Here is an 18,087-nt window from a genome sequence, read left to right on the forward strand (position 1 = left end):
CGATTCCGGCCAGAATGGCCCTACACACACCAGGAGAAGACAATGGCCAAATACCTGATGCTCAAGCACTACCGGGGTGCACCGGCCTCGGCCAACGACATTCCGATGGATCAGTGGACCCCCGACGAGGTCAGCGCCCACATCAAATACATGCAGGACTTCGCCAACCGGCTCGTGGAAACCGGCGAGTTCGTCGATGAGCTGGCACTCACCCCGCAGGGCAGCTTCGTCAGCTCCGACAGTGACGGTCGCCCGATCACCGATGGGCCGTTCGCCGAGACCAAGGATCTGATCGCGGGCTTCATGGTGATCGATGTCGAATCCTATGAGCGCGCCCTCGAATTGGCCGCCGAGCTGTCCTTGGCACCGGGCGCGGGCGGCAAACCGATTCACGAGTGGCTCGAATTGCGGCCGGTCCTGTCGTCGCTGCCCGTTGTGACCGAATGAACGAGGCGCTGCTGCGGGAGCTCGTGCCCGCGGTGATCGGTGTCCTGGTCCGGCGCGGAGCCGATTTCGCGTCGGCCGAGGACGCCGTGCAGGAGGCGCTGGTGCGCGCGGTGGAGACCTGGCCGCAGGATCCACCGCGCGACCCCAAGGGCTGGCTCGTCACCGCCGCGTGGCACAAATTCCTCGACGCCACCCGGGCCGAGAATTCCCGGCGCGGAAGGGAACTCGCGGTGGAGGTCGAGCCGGAGAGCGGGCCGGTGTCGGGGACCGACGACTCGCTGTGGCTGTATTTCCTGTGCGCGCATCCCTCGCTGTCGCCCGCGTCGGCCGTGGCCTTGACGCTGCGCGCGGTCGGCGGGCTCACGACCCGACAGATCGCGAATGCCTACCTGGTGCCGGAAGCGACCATGGCACAACGGATCAGCCGCGCCAAGAAGCGCCTCGCCGGGCTGCCGCTGAATCGGCCGGGCGATCCGGCGACGGTCCTGCACGTGCTCTATCTCGTGTTCAACGAGGGCTACAGCGGCGATATCGATCTCGCGGCCGAGGCGATCCGGCTCACTCGCCAACTCGCCGCGGCCACCGACGAGCCCGAGGTTGCGGGGCTGCTCGCCCTCATGCTGCTGCACCACGCCCGCCGCGCCTCCCGTCTCGGCCCGGACGGCCGCCTGATCCCACTCGCCGCGCAGGACCGAACCTTGTGGGACACCGGCCTTATCGCCGAGGGGGTGACGATTCTGCAAGCGGCGCTGGCCCGCGACCGCCTGGGCGAATACCAAGCCCAGGCCGCGATCGCCGCCCTGCACGCGGACGCCCCGACCGCCGCCGACACCGATTGGGTGCAGATCGTGGAGTGGTACGACGAACTCCTGCGATTCACCGACAACCCCGTGGTCCGCCTCAACCGCGCGGTCGCCATCGGCGAGGCCGACGGACCCCAGGCGGGCCTGGCGGAACTGAAGGCCTTGGATCCAAACCTGCCGCGCTACACCGCCGTTCGGGCCTACCTACTCGAACGCACCGGAGACCTCGAGCAGGCCGCCCAGCTCTACACCGAGGCCGCCCACACGGCCACCAGCATGCCCGAACGCGACCACCTGACCCGCGAGGCCGCCCGACTCCACCAACTCCTGCGCGGCTGATCGGCGGCCACCCTGGCGTTCACCTATCTTTCGATCTCTTGCCGCGCAACGCCGACACCGATATGACGACCAGCATGGCGGGCAGTACGAACAACTTCAGAATGATCAGGTAGGTGCCGGTGTGGAAGAAGAACGCGAGATAGATCCAGTAACCGACACACAAGCTGCCGCACGCCGCATTCGCCGAGCGCCACCACCAGTCCAGAGACCGCGGGATGGTCAGCGCCAAGAGAACGATCCCGCTCACCAGCAAGAGCGCCAGATACCACAGCGGCGGAGGTCCATCGATGTGCGGGATGGTGGTCATAGCTTCTTCCTACGCCGACGGTCCATTGATTCTTCGCCGCAGATCGCAACGTAGGCAAGGTGTTCCAGAGCCGCCAGGTCAGAGCAGGACACGCAGTGTCGCGGTCGTCGCGGCGGCGACGGCGACCACGACCAGGAATGGCGCACGAAGCAGGAGGGCGATCCATGCGGCGGCGATCCCCGCCAAGCGTTCGTCGACCACGATCCGGTGCTCGGTGGTCGCCGCTTGAATGACCAACAGTGCCGTCAGCAGTCCGATCGGTAAGAGTGCGGCGATCTTCTGAACGCGCGTGTCCTGGAGAATCCGCTCGGGCACCGACAGGCCCGCCAACTTCAGCAGGTAGCAACCGGCCGAGCCGACAATGATTGCCCACCAAAGCATTACAGAACTCCTCTCTGCGAATGGTCGACCAGCTCTGGGTCGGACGCGCGGCGGGCGATCATGACGCCGAACAATGCGGTGACCACGGCAACGACCAACACCGGCACACCCGCGGGCAGGATCGGCACGGCCAGCAGCGCGACAATGCCGGACAGCAACGCCACCACCCACGCCTGACCGGTGACCATGCGCGGTGCCAACAGCGCCAGGAACGCGGCGGGGGCCACCACATCGAGCCCGAGGACTCGTGGATCGGACAGCAGGCGGGTGCCCAACGCACCCGCGAGGGTGGCCAGGTTCCAGCAGGCGAAGACCGCCAATCCCGCCGTCCAGAAGCCCAGCTTCGCCGGACCTGGCGGCCGACCCACGGTCATCGCGGTGCTCTCATCGATGACCAGGTGCGCCGCCACCGGCCGTCGCCATCCGGCCACGTGCAACAGGGGAGCAAGATGCAGCCCATACAGCGCATTGCGGCTGCCCAGCAGTGCGGCGGTGGCCGCGCCCGCGAAGGGATTCCCACCGGCGGCGACCACACCCACCATCGCGAATTGCGATGCGCCGGTGAACATCAGACTCGACAGCGCACACAGCTGCGGCAGCGACAAGCCCGCGGCCACCGCCAGCGCACCGAAGGACAGTCCGTAGGTTCCGGTCGCCACACCGATTCCCAGACTGTCACGAATTACCTTGGAGCGCAGTGTATTCCAGTCGGAATCCTGCTCTTTGTGAATGGCCACCGGACTCGGTCCCCTTCCCGGAACGACTGAGCACAGAGTGCCACTGGCACTTGTGATCACGCCATAAACAGCCCTAGATTCGGCGAGGACTTAGTATTTCGATCCATGGATTCGATCGATCGCGCGATTCTGTGCCACCTCCAGCGGGACGCGCGGATGCCCAATGTTGAACTCGCGCAAGAGGTCGGGCTCAGCCCCTCGCCGTGTCTGCGCCGGGTGCGCAATCTGGAGGAGGCGGGCGTCATCACCGGCTATCACGCCCGGGTGGATCCGCGGGCCATCGGCCGCGGTTTCGAGGTGCTCGTGCACGCGAACATGGGAATCAAGAATCGCCGGGCGGTCGAATCCTTCGAGGCGAAGGTCGCCGAATTCGACGAGATCGTCGAATGTCGGCGCATGTTCGGCGATCCCGACTACCTGCTGTGGGTCGCGGTCGCCGACGCCGATGCCTACGAGCAGTTCTTCATGGAGAAGCTGGCGGATCTGCCCGGCGTCGCGCGGCTGCACTCCCAGTTCACGATGAAGGTCGTCAAGACGACCGGGTTCCCGCATCTGACCTGAGGCCGGATGCGGGCCGTGGGGGATCGGGTCAGGTGGCCTGGCTGACCGAGGACATGTGGAAGTCGGGAATCCGCAAGGGCGGCATGGCGGTTCGGGTGAACCAGTCCTTCCATTCGCGGGGAAGGGTGATTTCGGTGCGGCCCGCCTCGGTGACTCGGCGCAGCAGGTCCAAGGGGCTCTCGTTGAAGCGGAAGTTGTTGACCGCGGCGGTGACCTCGCCGTTCTCGACCAGGTAGACGCCGTCTCGGGTGAGGCCGGTGAGCAGCAGAGTCGCCGGGTCGACCTCGCGGATGTACCACAGGCAGGTCAGCAGCAGACCGCGTTCGGTATTGGCGATCATGTCCGGGAGGGTGGCGTCGGTACCGCCGGTCATGAGCAGGTTCTCGCCGGGAACGGTGACGGGGGCGTCGAATTCGGCGGCGGTGGCGCGCGGGTAGACCAGGGACTCGATGACACCCTGCCCGATCCAGTCGGTGCGTTGGGCGGTCAGGCCATTGTCGAAGACCGACAGCGACTCCGAGGACGACGGGGTCGCCACGAACGGCCGGTACTCCAAGCCGGTGGCGGACGGATCGGAGTACAGGGTGAGCGGAATGTCGGTGAGGCGCTCGCCGATTCGCGTGCCGCCCGCGCGGGAGAAGGCGGTGTGGCCCTCGTGCGCGCCGCGGCCCTCCATGGTCCACGCCATGTAGATCATGAGGTCGGCGACCGCGGACGGCGGGAGCAGGGTTTCGTGGCGGCCCGCGGGCAGTTCGACGCGGCGTTTGCTCCAGTCCAGGCGGCGCGACAGTTCGGCGAGCAGGCCGGGGGTGTCGACGTCGGTGAAATCGGTGGTGCCGGTACCGACCCAGGCGCTGGCCAGATCCGCGCCCGCGCCGCGCTTGCCATTGATCTCCACCGAGCCGGTCGGCTGCACCCAACGTCGCCGCACACCGGTGGAGGTGCCCAGCCATGTGGAGTGCATCTGGTGGTGGGCGAAACCGTAGAGGCGGTCCGCGCCGTCGAATCCGGTGGCGAGATCGCTTGCCAGCGCGGTGAATACGCCGATATCGGTGGTGGCCGGATCGCCTGCCCAATCGAGCCGCTTGTCCGCGGCGTCGGCGACGGCGTCCGGGTTCAGCAGCGGCATGGCGTCGCGGGCGGGTTCGGCGGTGCGCGCGGCCTCCTCGCTGGCGCGCACCACGGCCTCGATGTCGGCGGGATCGACACTGGTGGAACTGACGCTGCCCACGCGGGCGGCATTCGGTCCGTCGCGGAACACCGAGACGACCGCCCAGTCCCGCGCCACCGAGGAACCATTGGTGGTCATGGAATTTCCGGCCCAGCGCAGCGACGCCTCGTGGGCGTCGGTGACGATCACCATGGCCTCGTCCGCGCGGGAGGATCGCAGCGCGCGTTCGACGACCTCGGGGGCGGGGAGCACACTCACCGTTGTCGGTCCTTTCGTGGAGAAGACGCTGCCTACTGTCCGGCCTCGGCGCGGGTATTGAGAATATTGATGCCGCGCACCAGGACCGACGGGCAGCCGTGCGAGACCGCGGCGACCTGTCCGGGCTGCGCCTTGCCGCAGTTGAACGCGCCACCCAACACCCAGGTCGACGGTCCGCCGACGGCTTCCATCGAACCCCAGAAGTCGGTGGTGGTGGCCTGGTAGGCGACATCGCGCAGCTGCCCGGCCAACTCGCCATTGCGGATGCGGAAGAAACGCTGGCCGGTGAACTGGAAGTTGTAGCGCTGCATATCGATCGACCAGGACTTGTCGCCGACGATGTAGATGCCGTTCTCGACACGGGAGATCAGCTCGGCGGTGCTGGTGTCGTTGACCGGATCCGGTTGCAGCGAGACATTGGCCATGCGCTGGATGGGCACGTGGTGGGCGGAGTCGGCGTAGGAGCAGCCGTTGGAGCGTTCGAGTCCCAAGCGGGGGGCGAAGACTCGGTCGAGCTGGTAGCCGACGAGGATGCCCTCGCGCACCAGATCCCACTGCTGTCCGGCCACGCCCTCGTCGTCCCAGCCGACGCTGGCCAGGCCGTGCTGCTGGGTGCGGTCACCGGTGACGTGCATGATCGGGGTGCCGTACTTCAGGGTGCCGAGCTGGTCGGGGGTGGCGAAAGAGGTGCCCGCGTAGGCGGATTCGTAGCCGATGGCACGGTCGTATTCGGTGGCGTGGCCGATGGACTCGTGGATGGTCAGCCACAGGTTGGTCGGGTCGATGACCAGGTCGGTGGGACCGGCCTGCACGGTCGGGGCCTTCACCTTCTCGGCCAGCCACTCCGGGATCCGGGCGAGTTCGCCTGCCCAGTCCCAGGTTCCGTCCGCGCCGGTCACGTACTCCCAACCGCGACCGGCCGGGGCGGCGAGGGTGCGCATGGTTTCGAACACGCCCGCGGACGGGTCGACGGTGATGGCCTCGAGTTGCGGGTGCAGGCGCACCCGCTGCTGGGTGATGCGGGAGCCGAAGGTGTCGGCGTAGAAGGTCTGCTCCTTGACCTGCAGCACCGACGCGGTGACGTGGTCCACGCCGTCGGCGGCCTTGAGGCGGTCCGAATAGTCCAGCAGCAGCGCCACTTTCTCCGGGGTCGGCACGGAGAAGGGATCGACGTCGTAGGCCGAGACGTACTGCGCGTCGGTATAGGTCGGCTCGGCGGCCAGTTCGACGCGTTCGCGATTGAGTGCCCGCAGGGTCGTGGCGACGTTCACCGCCTGCCGGGCCACCTGTGCGGCGGTGTCGGTGGTCAGGTCGGCGTGCGAGGCGAAACCCCAGGTGCCGTCGACGATCACGCGCACCGCGAACCCGAGATCGGTGCTGTCGGACACCGATTCGACACGCCCGTCACGCAATCTGATGGACTGCTGCACAAGTCGATGCACGCGCAGGTCCGCGTACTCGGCCCCGGCCGCGCGGGCCGCGCTCAGGGCGGCGTCGGCGAGCGCGGACAGCGGCAGCGCGCGGAACTGGTCGTCCACGACGGTGGTAGCGATGCTCACCGAACCAACCTAGAGGCCGACACGCCGAGGGTTCAACAATCGACTCACCCCGAAAGAAAATCACACCGTGCAAACCTGCATACGCTGCAACAATGCGTGAAGTGCCAACGCGCACAGGATGAAACGGCACGCACACGCGCTGGACATGCCACGTTTTGCTGGCCGGATGCCGTACTGTCTGCCCGCGTGCCGCCATCCGCACTCCGCGATCGCAAACGGGAACGAACCCGCCGAGCCCTGCTCGAAGCCGCCGTAGAACAGTTCGAGAGCCGAGGATACGAGGCGACCACCGTCGCCGATATCGCGGCCGCCGCCGAAGTCGGCACCAGAACGTTCTTCAACTACTTCGCCAGCAAGGAGGAACTGCTGTTCCCCGAGCCGGACGAAAGAGTGCAGGCCGCCGTGCGCGCCATCGCCACCCGCCGCCCCGGGGAACGCCCCGTCGAGGTGCTGCTGCGCGCCCTGCGCGCCGCCGGTGACAATCCCGGCGACCACCTCGGCGACACCCTGGCTGCGCGGATCGCCGTACTGCGCGCACAGGTTTCGCGCACCGTGCCCGCGGTGTCCGGGCGCGCCGCTTACGCGCAGCTCGCCTCGCAGCAGGAGATCGCGCGGCAGCTGCGCGCCGCCTTCCCCGACGAGCTCGACGATGTGGGTGCGGCCGCGCTGGTCGGCGCGGTCGTGGGTGCGGTGTCGGGGGCGCTGACCGTGCTGTTCCAGCGCCCCGGTCTCGAGGACGGCGAAGCGCTGCAACGCAAGATCCAGGAGACCACCTCGAAGGTCTTGGCGCCCTGGCTGACCCAGCCCGCTCCCGCTGCGCGCGAATTGCCCGGCGAGCAAACCCAATTGCTGTCCGAGGTTCCGCTACGCCCCGAGCCCGAGCAGCTGCGCCCCCTCGGCACGGTTCACCGCCTCACCCAGGAGTCGGTGCCCCGCCCCGGGTTCGACCGCTACCTGCCCACCCACCGCCACCCCGAGGACGCTCGCGTCTGAGCCGGGTCAGCTGCCGAACTGCTGCCAGCCCAGGCGGACGACCATGACGATGACGACCACCAGGAGGACGGCGCGGACGAAGCCCGCGCCCTTGGCGATCGCCATGCGGGAGCCGACGATCGAACCGGCGATGTTCGCGACCGCCATGGAAAGGCCCAATGCCCACAGGACATGGCCGGTGCTCGCCAGGAAGATCAGCGAGCCCAGGTTCGAGCCGCAGTTGATGACCTTCGCCATGGCTGCGGCGCGGACGAATTCGGTGCCCAGCAGGGTGGCGAAGGTGATGATCAGGAAGGTGCCGGTGCCGGGGCCGAGCACGCCGTCGTAGAGGCCGATCAGTCCGGCGGCCAGGGCCACGACCAGGATCGTCTTGCGGCGGGTCGGGGGATGGGTGGCCATGGTGACCCCGACCGAGGGGCGCAGGGTCACGAAGATCGCCACACCGACGAGCACGACCATCACGATGGGGATGAACAGCCGCTTGTCGATCAACGCGACCGCCGCCGAGCCGCAGGCCGCCGCGACCGCGGCGATCGCCGCGCCGGGGACGAGGACCTTCCAGCGCATCGGGACCTTGCGGGAGAAGGTGAGCACGGCCGCGCTCGTTCCGGAGAAGGCCGCGATCTTATTGGTGCCCAATGCCGTTTGCGGGGCCAGGCCGGGCAGGACGACGAACAGGGTCGGCAGGACGATCAGTCCGCCGCCACCGACCACCGCATCGACCCAACCGGCCGCCGTCGCCGCGGTCAATAGGACCGCCCAGTCCGCAAGGCTCACAGGCAGACCCAACCAGAAAGTGCGGAGCAAGATCAAACGGTTGAGTGCCGGGGCGGGTGTCTGCCGGTCGCGACCGTAGGGTGGATGGGTGCGCCGGTTCAGTTTGTGGCTGCGTGGCAAGCCCCTCATCACCGATTCGCTGCTGGCCGTCCTGTTGCTGGCCATCGACGTGCTGGCCGTGTCCAACAGCACCTCGAAGGTCAGCTATCTGGTGTTCAGTGTGCTGTTGGCGGCGCCGATCGTGTTCCGGCGCACCCACACCTGGGCCGCGGCCATCGCCGTGGTGGTGCTGTCGATTCTCACCTCGTTCGTCAACGGCGGTCTCGGCGACAAGTCCGTCCACCCGGCCCTGCTGGGACTCGGGATCATGCTCTATACGCTGGTCGCGTATGTGGGCCGCCGCCAAGGGCTCGCGTATCTCGGTGTTCTCGTCCTCGACAGTCTCATCGCGGCCACTGTGGTCGCGCCGCCGCCCGCGACCGATCTCGCCTTCACCGTGCTGTTCTACGCCTTGTGCTGGACCATGGCCGAATTCGTCGGCGCGCGCCACGCCTACGACGCGGAGGTCGCGGCCCGCCTGGCGGTCGCCGACTACGACCGGGAACGCCGCGCGCACGACGCGGTGGCCGCCGAACGCACCCGCATCGCCCGCGAACTCCACGATGTGGTCGCCCACGCGGTCAGCGTCATCATCGTGCAGGCCGACGGGGCACGCTATGCCCTGCGCCAGAACCCGGACGTCGCCGAACAGGCCCTCACCACGATCGCCGGGACCGGCCGTGACGCGTTGCGCGAACTGCGCCGCACCGTCGAACTGTTGCGCACCGAGCATGCGCCCGAACAACTTCCGCAGCACGGGACCGCGGGCATCGCCAAGGTCGTGGACATGATGCGCAGCGCCGGACTGGACGTCTCCCTGCAACTGTCCGGCGAACTGGACACCGTTACCCCCGAGGTCAGCCTCGGCATCCACCGCATCGTCCAGGAATCGCTCACCAACACCCTGCGCCACGCGGGCCCCGACCCCCACGCCGAGGTCAGCGTCACCCGCCGCGACACCGCCGTCCTGGTCGAGATCACCGACTCCGGCGGCCCACCCCTGACCCCGGCCACCCCGAATGGCAGCTGCCCCCACGGATCCACCACCACCGCAACCAAACTCGCGGTTGTCGAGCCCACCCCCACCCGCATCCCCGGCAGCGGCCTGGGCCTGGTCGGCATGCGCGAACGCATGGCCGTCCTCGGCGGCACCCTCACCGCAGGCCGAAACCCCCACGGCGGCTGGACCGTCCGCGCCACCATCCCCCTCGACCGCGAGACCGGCGAGTGAAGCAACGTGGACCCGCACGCTAAACTAGACAGTTAGCTGACCAAATTCTCGCGAGATAGGCCCTTCGAATGGACGCGCCCAGAAAGCCTCGGATCACCTTGCTGTCCCGATTGCTGCATCAGCACTACGCGCAGGCCGTCGATGCGGCGATGCGCGACGCCGGTTTCGGCGACATCCGGCCCAGTGACGCCAAGGCCTTCCCCTTCGTGCCCGTCGAAGGCGTGACGGTCGGCGAGCTGGCCGCGCGTGCGGGGGTCCGCAAACAGACCATGGCCGAGACCGTGAACAGGCTGGTGGGAGCGGGTTATCTGGAGCGGCAACCGAATCCGCGCGATGCGCGGTCCCAGCTGGTCCTGCTGACCGACCGCGGCCGCCGCGCCCGGCCGGTCGCGGCCGCGGCGGGCGACCGGGTGGAACGGCAGTGGGCCGAACTGACGAGTCCGGAAGAGGTCGAGCTGCTCCGCTCGCTGCTGCAGCATCTGGTCAGCGCGCTCGACGCGGCCTCGGAAAACCCTCCGACACGGGGGTAGACAGGCGACCTGTCTAGTTCCATACTGGACAGGTCAGCTGTCTAATTTCGGAGCTTGCCATGACACTCACCGCCTCCCCGTCCCAGTCCATCGCCACCCCGGTGTCGCGTCCGCGCGGCTGGTGGCCGATCCTCGCCCTGACCGCCTTCACCGCGGTGTCCTCGGGCGCCTTCGCCCTGGCGTTCGCCCACAACCCCGCGATGGCGTTCGGGTCGTCCACGCCGATCGATCCGGGCGACCGGCTCTATCTGCACCTGTTCGTCGCCCGCACCGTGGCGCTGTCGGTGTTGACCCTGGTCCTGGTCGTGCGGCGGGCCCGCATCGCGCTGATTCCGGCCATGGTGTTGCTGGCCATCGGCCAGGTCGCCGACGGCGTCATCGGCATTACGGCGCACCGCGCGGAATCCGTAGCGGCCCCGATGGTTCAAGGCCTGCTGCTGCTCGCCTGCGCCGGATACCTGATCGCCACACTGGACCGCCAGCTGCGGCGCACGGCCTTCGGATTCCTGCGGTCCTGACCCGGTGGGCGTCCGGCGAATTCCAGGTTCGCCGGACGCACCGGATAGGTTGTCAGGGTGCCGATCACCGTTCTAGTTGTCGATGACCAGGAGCTCATGCGCGCGGGGTTGCGGATGGTGCTCGGTGCCCACCCCGATATCGAGGTGGTGGGGGAGGCCGACAATGGGGCGGCCGCCATTGCTCGCGCCAACGAGTTGCGGCCCGATGTGGTGCTCATGGATGTGCGCATGCCGATCACCGACGGTGTCACCGCGACCGCGCGCATCATCGAATCCGGTTGCGGCAGCCGGGTTCTCGTCATGACCACCTTCGACCTCGACGAGCACGCCCTGGGCGCGCTGCGCGCCGGAGCCAGCGGCTTCCTGCTCAAGGACACTCCACCCGAGGACCTCATCTCCGCCATCCGCAGCGTCGCCGCCGGTGACGCGGTCGTCTCCCCGAAGGTCACCAAACGCCTGCTCGACCGCCTCATCGCCGACGATCCGGCCGCGGGCCGCGACCCGGCCGTCCTCGACGTCCTCACCGCCCGCGAACGCGAAGTCCTCGAACACATCGCCGCGGGCCGCTCCAACGCCGAAATCGCCGCCGCCCTCTTCCTCTCCGAAGCCACCGTCAAAACCCACGTAGGCCGAGTCCTCACCAAACTAGGCCTCCGCGACCGAGTCCAAGCCGTAGTCCTCGCCTACGAAACCGGCCTCGTCCGCCCCGGCAGCGCCTGACAGGTGTCAGGCGGCGTGGCCGGGCCGATGGGACAGGCGTGCCAGCGCTTCGTCCACCGCGCGGCGCGCCACCTCCCGGGCCTGTTCGAGAGGCACGGTCTCCGGCTCGTCGCTGTAGGCATACTTCAAATCCTGTTCGGCGAGCCAGCGGAAATACGCCGACTTGCTCATCCCCAGCTCCGCAGCACGGATCTGAACACGTAGGTCGAGTTCGTCCGACATCTTCACCGACCGCGGCTTGAGACCCGGCGACGCGTCCGTGTCGGCAGCCAACTCGACCTGCCGACCGGTACCGCGTTGCGCGCGAGCCACAATCGCGGCCATCTCCTCTGGCGTCACGTCATTGGTAGGGGTGGTGTCGTCAGTCATTTCGCGCCTCCCATTGAGCGAATTCGGCGGCTTCGTTCTCGGTCAGCGACCGAACATCGGTGACGTAGAAGTCGGGCGGTGTGACTCGGCCGGTGATCTGGACCGGGGATCCATCGTCGGTCCGCATCCACAGTTGGAACATCAGCCACCCGGTGGCCGGATCGAAGGCCGGTTCGCCCCACGCTGGCCGTAGTCCTGCTAGCCATCGGCGCATCAACTCCCGAACATCGGCAGGCGTCAGATCGATGCCGTTGTTCGCCATCATCTGTGCCAGTGCGAAATACAGCTTGATAGCCACGCGTGGAGACTACCTAGCGGTACTGACAGACTACCGGATGATGCTCGAAGATACCGCAAGGGACGTTGTGTGATCGGGGACGCAGGTGGGAGAAAAATCAGGGGGTTGTGCGTTGGAGGGGTAGATCGATCGAAAGGATCGCCCGATGCCTCCTGCACTGTTGTTCCTCGCCTGGTTCGTCGCCGAGATCGCCACCCTCATCGTGGTGGGGCATTTCATCGGCGTGTTCCCGACGATCCTGCTGTTGTTGGCGGGGTCGGCCGTGGGGTTGGTGCTCGTGCGGTCGCAGGGGCGACGGGTGTTCCAAGGGTTCCGGCGGGCCGCCCGAGGTGAACTCGATCCGGGTACCGCGGTGGCCGACGGGGCGTTGGTCGGCGTCGGCGCGGTCCTGATGTTCGTGCCCGGCCTACTCACCACCGTCCTCGGCCTGCTGGCCCTGCTGCCGGTGACGCGGTTCGTGTTCCGTCCGATCGTGGCGGCCTTCGCCGCGCGTCGCCTGAGCCGGGTCGCCACCGCAGTCGGCCCGTACGGCTATCGCAACGTCGTGATCGACCCCGATGGTGAGGTCATCGACGCCACCGTGGTCACCGAGTACTACGACGACGGCCAAGGCAACGGATACCGCGCCATCGATCCTCGCTGAGCCTCAATCTGTTTCGTCACCCCGGTCGCGCGACCTCAGAGTTGGTCGCGGACCGGGGTGATGATGTTTTCGGCCAGCCATATTGCTGCTTTGTCCGGATAGGGCGCACGCAGGCTGAGCACTACGTGCGTGAAGCCCGCGCCGATGAGGTCCAGGACGGTGTGGCGGGTGGTTGTCGGGTCGTCGTAGTCGACGATGTACTGCACCGAGCGGGTGATGTCGGAGGGGTTGCGGCCGAGGGCGGCGCAGTGGGTGTCGAGGGCGCGTGCGCGGTCGATGAGGAATGGCAGGTCGTTGTGGGGTGGGCCGGGGATGTTCCAGAGGTCGGCGTGTTCGGCGATGAGGCGGAGGGTGCGGTTGCCCCAGCCGCCGAGCAGTAGCCGTGGGCGGCGGGCCGGTTTGGGTTCATTGCGGTTGCCCTCGAGAGTGTAGTAGCGGCCGTGGAAGTCGAATTCCGGTTCGGTCCACATGTTTTCGAGGATGCGGATGGTTTCCGAGAGCCGTGCCAGGCCCTCGGCGGGGGACACGAGAGGCAGGCCGTAGGCGGCGTATTCGGTCTCGGCGGGGTTCGGGCCGGGGATGCCGCCGGTGTCGGCGGGCTGGCGGGTGCCGCCGACACCCAAGCCCATGATGAGACGGCCGCCGGAGATCGCGTCGACCGTGCTGGCGATCTTGCCGAGGACCGCGGGTTCGCGGATTCGATTGCTGGTCACCAGGAGTCCCAGGCCGAGGCGGCGGGTGCGGGCGGCGAGGGCCGACAGCAGGGTCCAACCCTCCAGAATCGGGCCGTTCGGGGGACCGGACAGGGGAAGAAGGTGATCCCAGAGCCAGGCGTCGGCGATCTCGGGCAGGTCGTCGGCTTCCTCCCACACACGCAGGATGTCGCGGTACTCGACGCGCATGGGGGTGGTCTTGAGGCCGAAGCTGATATTCGTCACTCCATCAATCGTACTGATCGTCAGTAGTGCTGACTATCAGTGAGGCGGTAATATTCGCCGTATGGCCGCGCCTTCGCCCGATGATGTGCTTCGCTCCCGCCTCGGCTACCTCCTCAAACACGCCTACGGCCGATTGGCGGAGGAAATCGGAACAGCCTTGCGGCCCTTGGGAATCGACAGTCGCGAACTGGCCGTGCTGGTACTGCTCGACGCGACCGACACGCCGCTCTCACAGCTCGAGGTGGCACGACGGCTCGGGATCGACCGCACCACGATGATGCAGTTCACCGACCTCCTCGAGGGCAAAGGGCTGCTCGCGCGCAGGCGCAGTCCCGAGGATCGACGCAAGAACATCGTGGAACTCACCCCGCTCGGCCAGGAGCGATTGGCCGAGGCCGAGCGCCTGCGGGCGGACGCCGAGGCCCGCTTCCTCGAACCGCTCGGCGCGAACGGATCGAGTCTGATCGAGGCCCTGCGGACACTCACTCGGTGAGTGCGGTCCCGGGATCGAAAACGTGGCCGGGGATAGCCGCCGCGCGGAATGGTGGGCACACGTCACAGACGGCGAGTGCGGTTGCCGGTGCCGGGCGGGGGTGGGGCAGACTGGGCGCTCGTGAGTACCCAGTTGCTTGTTGGCGGTCGGATCTACAGTTCGAGCAATCCTGACGCTACGGCCATGGCCGTGAGTGATGGGGTTGTGGTGTGGGTGGGGTTGGACAAGCCGGGGCGGGCGTTGCATCCGGATGCGGAGGTTGTGGAGCTCGACGGGGCGTTTGTGGCACCGGGGTTCGTGGATCCGCATGTGCATGTGACTGCGCTGGGGTTGAAGCTGACGGGGTTGGATCTGGCGGGGGCCGGGTCGCTCGCGGAGTGTCTTGCCGCGGTACGGGAATTCGCGGCCGCGCAGCCGGAGGGCGTGATTCTGGGGGAGGGGTGGGACGAATCTCGGTGGGCCGAAGGACGGCCGCCGTCGGTGGAAGAGATCGACGCGGCCGCGCCGGGGCGGGCGGTGTATTTGGCTCGGGTGGACGCGCATTCGGCGGTGGCGTCCTCGGCGCTGTTGGATCAGGTCGACGGGATCACCGAGGCCACCGGGTTCACTCGGGGTGAGCCGCTGCGCGCTGACGCGCATCACCGAGTGCGGGGTGCGGCGCTGGGCGCGTTGAGCCGCGAGCAGCGCGATGCCGCGCGGCGGGCGGCGTTGCATGCGGCCGCCGCCAATGGTGTTGTGGCCGTGCACGAATGCGCGGGACGGGAGATCTCCGGGGTGACCGACGTGCGAGAACTGCTGGACTTCGCGCACGGTGTCGAGGTGCGCGCCTACTGGGGGCAGGCCGTGCGTACCGCTGACGAGGCGCGCCAGTTGGTCAAGGAACTCGGGGTGCACGCCCTCGGCGGTGACCTGTTCGTGGATGGGGCGATCGGCTCGCATACCGCCTGGCTGCGGCAGCCCTACGCCGACCGCGACACCACGGGCACCTCCTACCTGGACACCGAAACCATTGCCGCCCACGTGCTCGCCTGCACCGAGGCCGGAATCCAGACCGGCTTCCATGTCATCGGCGACGCCGCCATGGACGCGGTCGTCGCCGGATTCGAGCGAGCCGTGGACGCGCTGGGTGGTCCGGCCGTCGCCGCGCGCGGTCACCGCCTCGAGCACGCGGAGATGATCACGCCCGAGCAGATCGCCAAACTCGCCGCCTGGGGTGTGATCGCCAGCGTCCAACCGGGATTCGACGCCGCCTGGGGCGGCCCCGACGGCATGTACGCCCAGCGCCTGGGCGCCGACCGCGCCGCCACCCTGAACCCCTTCGCCGCCATGGCCTCCGCGGGAATCTCCCTGGCCATCGGCTCCGACGCCCCGGTCACCGCGCTCGCGCCCTGGGAAGCCCTGCGCGCCGCAGTGAACCACCGCACCCCAGGTCACCAGATCTCCCCTCGCGCCGCCTTCGCCGCCGCCACCCGCGGTGCCTGGCGCGCGGGCGGCGTCCGCGACGGCATCGCGGGCACCCTCGTCCCGGGAGCTCCTGCCTCCTACGCCATTTGGGACGCCCCCGATCTCGTGGTCGCGGCCGCCGCCGACTCGGTCCAGCGCTGGTCCACCGACCCCCGCTCCCGCGTCCCCGGCCTCCCGCCCCTCACCCCGGACGCCCCCGCCCCGCGCTGCCTGCGCACCGTGCACCGCGGAGTCACCATCCATGAAGCCTGACCCCACCCCCGAAACCGCTGCGGCCGCGTCGAATCCCCGCGCAGACCATGCCGAGGGCCCGGACGGCGAGCCTGGCGTCGCGGCCCCACGGTCGTCGGCGGCGGACAATAGTGATTCGACCGCTGTCCCGGCCGCCGGTGCGATATCGGAAAACGGTGCGAGCGGCGGCGTTTCGCCCGGAACCGCCACGGCCGCGCCGGGCGGCGTTCGTGGTCGGGTTGCGCGGGTGGTCGCCGTAGCGGCGGCGCGGCCCGTGTTGACGCGGCTGCTGGCGGCCGTGGTGGCCGGGCTGCTGATCTATCTGAGCTTCCCGCCGCGGACGCTGTGGTTCCTCGCGCCCGTCGGGATTGCCGTGCTCACTCTCGCCGTGCGCGGAACGTGCCGGGCGCGTGGGGGATTCGGGTTCGGGTTTGTGGCGGGGATGGCGTTCTTTCTGCCGTTGCTGCCGTGGACGGGGATCTATGTGGGGCCGGTGCCGTGGATTGCGTTGTCGGTGGCGTGTTCGGTGTATGTGGGGCTGTTCGGGCTGCTGACGCGGTGGGTCGCGGGGCTGCCGGGGTGGCCGGTGTGGGTGGCGGCGGTGTGGTCGTTGACCGAGTGGGGGCGGGCGAGTTTTCCGTTCGGCGGGTTTCCTTGGGGCAAGCTGGCTTTCGGGCAGGCCGACGGGTGGTATCTGCCGTTCGCGATGATCGGTGGGGCGCCGTTGGTGAGCTTTGCGGTGGCGCTCACCGGAACCGGGTTGGCGGCACTGATTCTGAGCACTTTGCGAAGGTTGCGAGGCATAGAGGCCGATAGCTCGGAAGTGGCTGCGGTCACATCGGATTCTCCCAGATGGGGAGCCTCGCGTCTCACATCGTGGAACTGGATTGTTGCTGCGGCAATGCTTGTGGCTATAGTTCCCCTCACCGGAGTGATCCTCCGGACCGCGCTGCCCGGCCCGGAGGACGGCAACCGGCCGATCACGGTCGCCGCCATCCAGGGCAGCGTGCCGCGCCTGGGCCTGGACTTCAATGCCCAGCGCCGCGCGGTTCTCGACAATCACGTCAAGCGCACCGAGGAACTGGCCCGCGACATCGCCGCCGGTAGAGCCCCGCAGCCCGATGTGGTGATCTGGCCGGAGAACTCCTCCGATATCGACCCCCTGCGCAATGCCGATGCGGCCCAGGAGATCTCGCAGGCTTCCAAGGATGTGAAGGCACCCATCCTGGTCGGCGCGGTGCTCGTCAACGACAATCGCACCACCACCAATTCGGTCATCGTGTGGAACGGCGACGCCGGTCCGGGGGAGCGCCACGACAAGAAGATCATCCAGCCCTTCGGCGAATACCTGCCCTTCCGCGACTTCTTCCGGCACTTCTCCGAATACGCCGACCGCGCAGGCTATTTCGTCCCCGGCCACGGCAACGGCGTGGTGCATGTGCAGCCCGCGAGTGGGGGCGCGCCCGTCACCATCGGCGTGGCCACCTGCTACGAGGTCGCCTTCGACCGCGCCTTCGAGCAATCCGTGCGCGCCGGGGCGCAGCTGCTCACCGTGCCGTCCAACAACGCCACCTTCGGCCGCAGCGAGATGACCTATCAGCAGCTGGCCATGTCGCGGGTGCGCGCGGTGGAGCACGGTCGCGCCGTGGTGGTTTCGGTGACCACCGGGGTGAGCGCCATGATCACCGCCGACGGGACGATCCAGCAGCAGACCCCGCAGTTCGAGCCCGCGGCGCTGGTAGCGACCCTGCCGCTGCGCGACAACACGACACTCGCGACACGATTGGGCCCCACCCCGGAGATCCTTTTGTGTATTCTTGCCGCGGCTGCCACTGTGGCGGGGATCACTCGGCGGCGGACCATGCACCCGGTGGAACAGACCGGCCGGGATGTTGATTAACCTTTCGGCGTAATACCGGCGGGCACGTGCGACGAGGGCCGTCCCGCTGCGGCGACACAAGATTCGCCAGTTCGTAGCTCGGACTTACCGTTTGACTGGTATGTCCGAGTTTGTGCAGTTCCCTTATGCGAGTAAAGCGCGCATCGCGAGGTTTGCCATGAGGTAACTGAATTAAATCTGCGCTCCGCCAACGCTGTTCGTTGCGGGCAACTCGAGATCACCACCGATCCGCTCGGCGGGATGCTCCGAATCATAGGGCGTGGGCCACGTCCTACGGCTCGCGCGTGCGCGCGAAAGCCGGACCGTGGAACCCATCTGAT

The 18,087-nt window shown here is 68.1% G+C and carries 21 protein-coding genes; 12 read left to right on the plus strand and 9 right to left on the minus strand.

All coding sequences use genetic code 11. The annotated features are described in order from the left end of the window. The first annotated feature begins 42 nt into the window (after positions 1-42). Complete coding sequence (locus tag VMT40_RS21955; RefSeq protein WP_326360461.1) at positions 43-447, plus strand: YciI family protein; 405 nt, start codon at positions 43-45, stop codon at positions 445-447. Next, positions 444-1,589 carry an RNA polymerase sigma factor gene (locus VMT40_RS21960; protein ID WP_326360462.1) on the plus strand — a complete coding sequence of 382 codons (1,146 nt, stop codon included), beginning with the start codon at positions 444-446 and terminating at the stop codon, positions 1,587-1,589. Before VMT40_RS21955 ends, VMT40_RS21960 begins: the two co-directional genes overlap by 4 nt. A 19-nt stretch (positions 1,590-1,608) precedes the next feature. Here VMT40_RS21960 and VMT40_RS21965 read toward each other — a convergent pair whose 3' ends face one another. From VMT40_RS21965 to VMT40_RS21975, 3 genes are all read right to left on the minus strand, one after another. Continuing rightward, positions 1,609-1,896: a hypothetical protein gene (locus VMT40_RS21965; RefSeq protein ID WP_326360464.1), complete on the minus strand. Its 288-nt coding sequence runs from the start codon at positions 1,894-1,896 to the stop codon at positions 1,609-1,611. 78 nt (positions 1,897-1,974) lie between these two features. Further along, the gene (locus VMT40_RS21970) at positions 1,975-2,277 is read right to left on the minus strand and encodes an AzlD domain-containing protein (RefSeq protein ID WP_326360465.1); all 303 of its coding nucleotides are present in this window, start codon (positions 2,275-2,277) and stop codon (positions 1,975-1,977) included. Then, the gene (locus VMT40_RS21975) at positions 2,277-2,936 is read right to left on the minus strand and encodes an AzlC family ABC transporter permease (RefSeq protein WP_326360466.1); all 660 of its coding nucleotides are present in this window, start codon (positions 2,934-2,936) and stop codon (positions 2,277-2,279) included. Before VMT40_RS21975 ends, VMT40_RS21970 begins: the two co-directional genes overlap by 1 nt. A 183-nt stretch (positions 2,937-3,119) precedes the next feature. On the opposite strand from VMT40_RS21975, the gene VMT40_RS21980 reads away from it, so the two are divergent. Further along, entirely contained in the window at positions 3,120-3,575 is a 456-nt protein-coding gene (locus VMT40_RS21980; RefSeq protein WP_326360467.1) for an Lrp/AsnC family transcriptional regulator, read from the plus strand. 28 nt (positions 3,576-3,603) lie between these two features. Here the strand turns inward: VMT40_RS21980 and VMT40_RS21985 are convergent, their stop codons facing one another. Together VMT40_RS21985 and VMT40_RS21990 are read right to left on the minus strand one after the other, a co-directional pair. Then, on the minus strand, positions 3,604-4,998 hold the full coding sequence (locus tag VMT40_RS21985) for a TldD/PmbA family protein (RefSeq protein WP_326361721.1): 1,395 nt from the start codon (positions 4,996-4,998) through the stop codon (positions 3,604-3,606). A 38-nt stretch (positions 4,999-5,036) separates the two neighbouring features. Next, on the minus strand, positions 5,037-6,563 hold the full coding sequence (locus VMT40_RS21990) for a TldD/PmbA family protein (protein ID WP_326360468.1): 1,527 nt from the start codon (positions 6,561-6,563) through the stop codon (positions 5,037-5,039). Between the two features lie 186 nt (positions 6,564-6,749). Between VMT40_RS21990 and VMT40_RS21995 the strand changes: the two genes are divergently transcribed. Then, positions 6,750-7,556 carry a TetR/AcrR family transcriptional regulator gene (locus VMT40_RS21995; protein ID WP_326360470.1) on the plus strand — a complete coding sequence of 269 codons (807 nt, stop codon included), beginning with the start codon at positions 6,750-6,752 and terminating at the stop codon, positions 7,554-7,556. A gap of 6 nt (positions 7,557-7,562) precedes the next feature. Here VMT40_RS21995 and VMT40_RS22000 read toward each other — a convergent pair whose 3' ends face one another. Next, positions 7,563-8,333: a TSUP family transporter gene (locus VMT40_RS22000; RefSeq protein ID WP_326360472.1), complete on the minus strand. Its 771-nt coding sequence runs from the start codon at positions 8,331-8,333 to the stop codon at positions 7,563-7,565. 88 nt (positions 8,334-8,421) lie between these two features. Here VMT40_RS22000 and VMT40_RS22005 point away from each other — a divergent pair, with 88 nt between their 5' ends. The 4 genes from VMT40_RS22005 to VMT40_RS22020 all read left to right on the plus strand — a co-directional run bounded on the left by VMT40_RS22005 (position 8,422) and on the right by VMT40_RS22020 (position 11,431). After that, positions 8,422-9,663, plus strand: a complete 1,242-nt coding sequence (locus VMT40_RS22005) for a sensor histidine kinase (RefSeq protein WP_326360474.1) — start codon at positions 8,422-8,424, stop codon at positions 9,661-9,663. Positions 9,664-9,731: 68 nt separating this feature from the next. Then, a complete protein-coding gene (locus tag VMT40_RS22010) occupies positions 9,732-10,193 on the plus strand; it encodes a MarR family winged helix-turn-helix transcriptional regulator (RefSeq protein WP_326360476.1) in 462 nt (153 codons plus the stop codon). Between the two features lie 59 nt (positions 10,194-10,252). Continuing rightward, a complete protein-coding gene (locus tag VMT40_RS22015; protein ID WP_326360477.1) occupies positions 10,253-10,711 on the plus strand; it encodes a hypothetical protein in 459 nt (152 codons plus the stop codon). A 57-nt stretch (positions 10,712-10,768) separates the two neighbouring features. Further along, the gene (locus VMT40_RS22020) at positions 10,769-11,431 is read left to right on the plus strand and encodes a response regulator transcription factor (protein WP_326360478.1); all 663 of its coding nucleotides are present in this window, start codon (positions 10,769-10,771) and stop codon (positions 11,429-11,431) included. A gap of 6 nt (positions 11,432-11,437) precedes the next feature. Here VMT40_RS22020 and VMT40_RS22025 read toward each other — a convergent pair whose 3' ends face one another. After that, on the minus strand, positions 11,438-11,800 hold the full coding sequence (locus VMT40_RS22025; RefSeq protein ID WP_326360480.1) for a hypothetical protein: 363 nt from the start codon (positions 11,798-11,800) through the stop codon (positions 11,438-11,440). Beyond that, positions 11,793-12,098: a hypothetical protein gene (locus tag VMT40_RS22030; protein ID WP_326360481.1), complete on the minus strand. Its 306-nt coding sequence runs from the start codon at positions 12,096-12,098 to the stop codon at positions 11,793-11,795. Before VMT40_RS22030 ends, VMT40_RS22025 begins: the two co-directional genes overlap by 8 nt. Positions 12,099-12,243: 145 nt before the next feature. Here VMT40_RS22030 and VMT40_RS22035 point away from each other — a divergent pair, with 145 nt between their 5' ends. Continuing rightward, positions 12,244-12,741 (plus strand): FxsA family protein, encoded by a 498-nt coding sequence (locus VMT40_RS22035; protein ID WP_326360482.1) that lies wholly within the window; start codon positions 12,244-12,246, stop codon positions 12,739-12,741. A 35-nt stretch (positions 12,742-12,776) separates the two neighbouring features. Here VMT40_RS22035 and VMT40_RS22040 read toward each other — a convergent pair whose 3' ends face one another. Then, positions 12,777-13,679 (minus strand): LLM class flavin-dependent oxidoreductase, encoded by a 903-nt coding sequence (locus VMT40_RS22040; RefSeq protein ID WP_326360484.1) that lies wholly within the window; start codon positions 13,677-13,679, stop codon positions 12,777-12,779. Between the two features lie 61 nt (positions 13,680-13,740). Here VMT40_RS22040 and VMT40_RS22045 point away from each other — a divergent pair, with 61 nt between their 5' ends. The 3 genes from VMT40_RS22045 (at position 13,741) to lnt (ending at position 17,767) form a co-directional block, all read left to right on the plus strand. After that, positions 13,741-14,172, plus strand: a complete 432-nt coding sequence (locus tag VMT40_RS22045) for a MarR family winged helix-turn-helix transcriptional regulator (protein WP_326360486.1) — start codon at positions 13,741-13,743, stop codon at positions 14,170-14,172. A 120-nt stretch (positions 14,173-14,292) separates the two neighbouring features. Further along, the gene (locus VMT40_RS22050) at positions 14,293-15,888 is read left to right on the plus strand and encodes an amidohydrolase (RefSeq protein WP_326360488.1); all 1,596 of its coding nucleotides are present in this window, start codon (positions 14,293-14,295) and stop codon (positions 15,886-15,888) included. Beyond that, positions 15,878-17,767 (plus strand): apolipoprotein N-acyltransferase, encoded by a 1,890-nt coding sequence (lnt, locus tag VMT40_RS22055; RefSeq protein WP_326360489.1) that lies wholly within the window; start codon positions 15,878-15,880, stop codon positions 17,765-17,767. The genes VMT40_RS22050 and lnt overlap by 11 nt, the downstream gene beginning before the upstream one ends. Positions 17,768-18,087 lie beyond the last annotated feature (320 nt).

It is taken from the genome of Nocardia sp. CDC160 (genome assembly GCF_035818795.1).
Lineage (GTDB): Bacteria > Actinomycetota > Actinomycetes > Mycobacteriales > Mycobacteriaceae > Nocardia.

Bases quoted from the DNA above. Each gene is read 5' to 3' on its own strand.
- VMT40_RS21955 (WP_326360461.1), top strand. From the start codon at position 43: ATGGCCAAATACCTGATGCTCAAGCACTACCGGGGTGCACCGGCCTCG.
- VMT40_RS21960 (WP_326360462.1), top strand. From the start codon at position 444: ATGAACGAGGCGCTGCTGCGGGAGCTCGTGCCCGCGGTGATCGGTGTC.
- VMT40_RS21965 (WP_326360464.1), bottom strand. From the start codon at position 1,896: ATGACCACCATCCCGCACATCGATGGACCTCCGCCGCTGTGGTATCTG.
- VMT40_RS21970 (WP_326360465.1), bottom strand. From the start codon at position 2,277: ATGCTTTGGTGGGCAATCATTGTCGGCTCGGCCGGTTGCTACCTGCTG.
- VMT40_RS21980 (WP_326360467.1), top strand. From the start codon at position 3,120: ATGGATTCGATCGATCGCGCGATTCTGTGCCACCTCCAGCGGGACGCG.
- VMT40_RS22010 (WP_326360476.1), top strand. From the start codon at position 9,732: ATGGACGCGCCCAGAAAGCCTCGGATCACCTTGCTGTCCCGATTGCTG.
- VMT40_RS22015 (WP_326360477.1), top strand. From the start codon at position 10,253: ATGACACTCACCGCCTCCCCGTCCCAGTCCATCGCCACCCCGGTGTCG.
- VMT40_RS22025 (WP_326360480.1), bottom strand. From the start codon at position 11,800: ATGACTGACGACACCACCCCTACCAATGACGTGACGCCAGAGGAGATG.
- VMT40_RS22035 (WP_326360482.1), top strand. From the start codon at position 12,244: ATGCCTCCTGCACTGTTGTTCCTCGCCTGGTTCGTCGCCGAGATCGCC.
- VMT40_RS22045 (WP_326360486.1), top strand. From the start codon at position 13,741: ATGGCCGCGCCTTCGCCCGATGATGTGCTTCGCTCCCGCCTCGGCTAC.
- lnt (WP_326360489.1), top strand. From the start codon at position 15,878: ATGAAGCCTGACCCCACCCCCGAAACCGCTGCGGCCGCGTCGAATCCC.